4 protein-coding genes are annotated in these 4,068 nt (G+C 67.1%); 2 read left to right on the top strand and 2 right to left on the bottom strand.

Annotated elements, in window-relative coordinates:
• Positions 1-895, top strand: an 895-nt coding sequence (locus VGF64_04320; GenBank protein ID HEY1633959.1) for an AAA family ATPase, incomplete at its 5' end; no start/stop codon positions are given.
• Positions 837-2,126, top strand: coding sequence for a hypothetical protein (locus VGF64_04315; protein HEY1633958.1), 1,290 nt, complete (start codon positions 837-839; stop codon positions 2,124-2,126). The genes VGF64_04320 and VGF64_04315, both read left to right, overlap by 59 nt.
• Positions 2,127-2,166: 40 nt before the next feature.
• Here the strand turns inward: VGF64_04315 and VGF64_04310 are convergent, their stop codons facing one another.
• Together VGF64_04310 and VGF64_04305 are read right to left on the bottom strand one after the other, a co-directional pair.
• Positions 2,167-2,721, bottom strand: coding sequence for a hypothetical protein (locus VGF64_04310; protein ID HEY1633957.1), 555 nt, complete (start codon positions 2,719-2,721; stop codon positions 2,167-2,169).
• A 780-nt stretch (positions 2,722-3,501) separates the two neighbouring features.
• On the bottom strand, positions 3,502-4,068 hold a 567-nt coding region (locus tag VGF64_04305), incomplete at its 5' end, for a site-specific integrase (protein ID HEY1633956.1).

Below are 4,068 nucleotides of genomic sequence, written 5' to 3'. Positions count from 1 at the left end.
GGCCCTGGCTCCCCACCTCTACGGCCAGAATCCCGCCCTGCTCGACCAGGTGGTGGACCGGACCCTGGCCGACCCCGAGGCCATCCCCTTGGTCGGCGTGCGGGGGGCCAGAGAGCAGGCGTGGTCGACGGCCACCACCCTCGCCACCGAGCAGGCCATCGCCGAGATGGTCTCCGACCAGCTGGCGCGTACCGACGCTGCCGCCATCTCGGTCGGGAACACCATCGCCGCCGTTCGGGCAGCCGAGCACCGCCAGGGCTACCCGCTCACCTCGGCCCAGGAGGACGCCGTCACCGCCATCTGCACGTCGGGACGCGGCGCCGAGCTGGTTCTCGGCGTGGCCGGTTCGGGCAAGACCACCATGCTGTCGGTGGTTCGGGAGGCCTTCGAGTCAGCCGGCTACGAGGTGCTAGGCACCGCCACCTCGGGACAGGCCGCCCGCAACCTGGGGCGTGAGGCGGGCATCGACCAGTCGAGGACCCTGGCCAGCCTGAGGTGGCGCCTCGAGCACGGGAGGATCTCGCTCTCCGATCACAGCGTCGTCGTGCTCGACGAGGTTGGCATGACCGACGACCCGGACCTGATCGGCCTGCTGGCCCATGTGGAGTCAGCCCGAGCCAAGGTGGTGATGGTGGGCGACCATCGCCAGCTCGGCGCCGTCGGGCCCGGCGGAGCCCTGGAGGCATTGGTCAACCACCACCGGGACCAGGTTCACGTCCTCAGTGAGAACCTGCGGCAAAGCGATCCGGACGAGGCTCGGGCTCTTGCCGCCCTGCGATCTGGCGACGTGGAGGAGGCGGTGTCCTGGTATCGGGGACGCGAGCGCATTGTGGCCGGTGCATCGAGGGACGAGGCTCTCGATCTGGCCGTGGACGCCTGGGGCGGCCGACGTTGAAGAGGGCAAGGACACGGCGCTGTTGGCGTGGCGACGGGCCAACGTGGAGGAGCTCAACGGCAGAGCCAGAGAGCGCGTGGCGGAAGCCGGCAGGCTGACCGGCCCCGAGCTGGTCGCCCCTGGCGGCCGGAGCTACCAGGCCGGGGACCAGGTGGTGACTCTTGCCCCAGGCGCCGACGGGGCCCTCGTCACCAGCGAGCGGGCCGTGGTGGAGCGCGTCGACCCTGAGCACAAGGGCCTGATGCTTCGCACCGAGGACGAGCGTCGCGTCGGCCTGGTCGGCGACGAGGTCTCGGCCGAACGCCTGGCCCACGGTTACGCAGTGACCGCCCACCGCAGCCAGGGTCAAACCGCCGAGCGCGCCCACGTGTATGTGGACGGCGGCGGCCGGGAGCTGGCGTATGTGGCCATGAGCCGGGCCCGGGAGGCGTCCCACGCCTATCTGGTCGCTGACAACCTGGACCAGGCCGCCGAGGACCTGGTCCGCGAGTGGTCAACCGAGCGGCGAATGGGGTGGGTGACCGACGTCGCTAGCCCGGCGCCCACCCCTACCGTGGAACCGGTGGCCGACAGGCCCGACCTCGAGAGCGCCCGAAGAGCTGCTCTTTCCCACGCCCGCCTGTCGGCCACCTTCGAAGCCCGAAGGGACGCCCTTCCGCCGGATCCGTCCCTGGAGATCGTCTCGGTCAACCGCCGCCTACGCGAGCTGCGCGAGCTCTGCCGGGACCTGGAGCGGGGAGAGGGCGCCTGGGCCGGCACCGAGGCGGGTCGGGCGGCCCGCGAGCTGATCGAAGCGAGGAGGGAGTTGGCCCGCTTAGCGTCGATCACCGAGCACGCTGGCTGGAGAGACCGCCGCTTCTACCGCAGGCAGACGGCGATCTGGTCGGAGAGGGAGGCTAGAGCGCTGGCGCGATGGGACGACCACGGAGCGCCAGAGGCGAGGCGGCTCGACAGGGCGCTCGCCGAGGGTGATGCAGCCATCGAAGACCTATGCACACATCGCGAGCGCGTGGTCGACCGACTCCAGGAGTTCCAGGACCGTTCGACCGGCTCGGCTCGGTCGCTCAACGAGTCCCAACGGGCGATCTACTACCAACGGGATCGCCTGGACAGAATCGAGCAGCGACCTGTGAGCCGCTACATTGCGGAACGATCGAGACCGCGGGTACCAGGCGCTATAGACCGCGGTCACGTCCACGGCCGAGACATTGGTCACGGCCTCGGACGTTGAGCCGTGACCGCACGACTGGCTCCGGCAGAGGCCAGCCTTTTCAGCTGGGCCCAACCGGCGGTATCCCGGCTTCCAAGCTAGGCCCGAGGGCGAACAAGCGATCAAGAAACGCCGCCCAAATGATGATCATCGCACCTACTCCGCACGCCTCGGATGAGTCACGAACTTTGCCTTTCCACGCGCGGGCCTCGGCGAAGTGCCTGCCCGTCTGCGCGTCGACCATGTTCCAGCGGAACAGAGAGGCGGAAGTGCGGTAGGCCCGCCACGTGGCCCAGCCCGTGGTCGCTTCAACAACAGGTAGGCCACGAGTCTGCGGAAGCGAAAACGTGACCTGATCGTGTCCGATAGCGACGACGACGCCGTCGCGTAGCGGGTCATCCTCGTCGTCCCAGGCGTAGACCCCACAGGGGACATCCACAGCAGAGATCTCCGGTCCCATGAACGACGCGGTTAGACCGTCGTCCGAGATCGTGATCTCTACCGGCCCCCGAGGGCCCTGATACTCATAGATCCACCCTCGAATCCGCAGCGGGTTGTATCGGCCAAACAGGCGGGGTCGATCGACGTCGATTGCCTCGAACACGAATCGTTCCATCGCGAACTCCGGTTAGGCCGTGACCTGCTCGACGGGCGCGCTTGCTACCACTCAGGAGGCTTCCGCTTCGCCCTACCGATGGGTGGTAGCCGAACCGTCATACCGACGCTGACGATGGCGGCCGCCACTCCACCGTAAATCACAGCGTTCGCCCACCCGCCGGGCACCCCAAGCTCTGGGAGCATCCATACAGAGATACCGGCCCATACAAATATGCTTGGCACGATTATCGCGACCCGAATGGCGGCGTCGGCGACCCAGTCCCCCGCTGGTGGAAGCCGTTCCTCGACACGGCGGAGGTCGACTAGGCGATTACGGCGAAACAAGCTGTAATAGAACGCCATGCCCGGAGTAGCGGCACCTGATCGACAAACGAAGTCTGCAAGTTCCCCCGCCCCAACTTCCACGGTGAGATCAGGACTACCACCCCAGCCGAGCTTCAGGCGGAGATTGTGCGGGCCTGGACCCACACTGAGTTCCGTAGTCTGACCGTCGCGGATTTTCCCTATCATGGACCCATCCAGGAGTACCTTGTAGGCGCGCAATCTGTCACTGGATCCGGGTTCGCGGCTTAGCCGAACGATTGCCGTTTTGATCGTCGAACTATCGCTCATCTCGGCGTGCATACAGAACCCCAGCGCTGCCCCGAATTGTCATTGCCGTCTGGCGAAGACTAGCGCGAGGTGCCGAAGGGCGCTCTCGACCAACAGGATGAGGCGACGTCGAACCGAGCCGCTCAAACAAACTTCCAGCGCTTTGAATCGTGACTGTTCGGCGGTGTCACACGGAGCCAAAGGACGCATGAACCACAGTCGTCGCCCGGCGCTCGCGCGCCGCAGCCAGGCGTTCCCCGAACGACACCGCGATCGCCTCGTCCAGCTCGGGGAACAAGTGCCCGTAACGATCGAGGGTGACGTTGATCGAGGAGTGACCCATCCGGGTCTGGATGGCCTTCGGGTGGGCGCCGTCGGCGATGGCCAGCGCCACGCTCGTGTGCCGAAGATCATGGAACCGGCAGGACAATCCCGACCGCCGCAGAGCTGGCGTGAAGTGGTTGTTCCAGAAGCTCGACGACGCCAGCGGCCGGCCGGTTCCGCCCGGGAAGACGAGTCCCTCCCGCCCCGGCAAGGCGAAGCGCTCCAGCTGCTTCGCGATCAGCTCTCCCGTGACCGGCGAGATCGTGATCGAACGGACCGATGACGACGTCTTTGGTTCCTTCCGAAACCACTCCCCCGACTCCAGCCGGACGAGCTGCTCGGTCACCCGCACCTTCCGAGTGCGCAGATCCACGCGCGCCCGCCGGAGCCCCACAAGCTCGCTCCACCGCATGCCGGAGTCGACAGCGAG

The organism is Acidimicrobiales bacterium (genome assembly GCA_036491125.1).
Lineage (GTDB): Bacteria > Actinomycetota > Acidimicrobiia > Acidimicrobiales > AC-9 > AC-9.
The sequence above is the reverse complement of the archived record's forward strand: the minus strand, read 5'-3'. Positions and strand labels throughout refer to the sequence as shown.

Coding starts and splice junctions, on each gene's coding strand:
- VGF64_04310 (HEY1633957.1), bottom strand. CDS start 2,721: ATGGAACGATTCGTGTTCGAGGCAATCGACGTCGATCGACCCCGCCTG.